Source organism: Streptomyces cyaneofuscatus, from assembly GCF_000718135.1.
GTDB lineage: Bacteria > Actinomycetota > Actinomycetes > Streptomycetales > Streptomycetaceae > Streptomyces > Streptomyces cyaneofuscatus.
The window spans coordinates 1-424 of record NZ_JOEM01000075.1; the positions used below are offsets into that span (position 1 = coordinate 1).

A 424-nucleotide genomic window follows, 5' to 3' on the forward strand; every position below is an offset into this window, starting at 1 on the left:
GGTCGGTGCGGGCGAAGAGATGCGGTGGGTGTTCCGCACGTTCTGGTCCCGCACCGCCCACGACAACGAGTGGTGGACCACCTACCTCACCACCGAGAACACCAAGCAGGCAGCAGCTCCCGACAGCGCTCCCCCGCCGCCCTGGGTCCCGGACGAGGAGCCCCCACCCGCACCAGAGGATCCCGGTCCGGAGCAGGGCGCCGAATCCACCGCCGTACCGCAGCAACGCCCCCCGGTTCAGACGCCGGACGCCGAGACCGCGCCCCCTGCCCCGGACACGTCCACGGACATGCCTCCCCGCTCCGAAGCCAGCCCCTCCCCCGCCTACCTCGCTCTGGCCCGCCTCGGCCACGAGGACCGGCGCCTGCCCCTCTCCGCCGGCGACTGCGCAGCACTGGAGCCCCTGGCGGCGGAATGGCTCGCC

1 pseudogene is annotated in these 424 nt (G+C 73.8%); it reads left to right on the forward strand.

From position 1 onward, the window contains the following. Positions 1-424 (forward strand): annotated as a pseudogene (locus tag IF17_RS0135815) (MarR family transcriptional regulator); the annotation flags it as partial.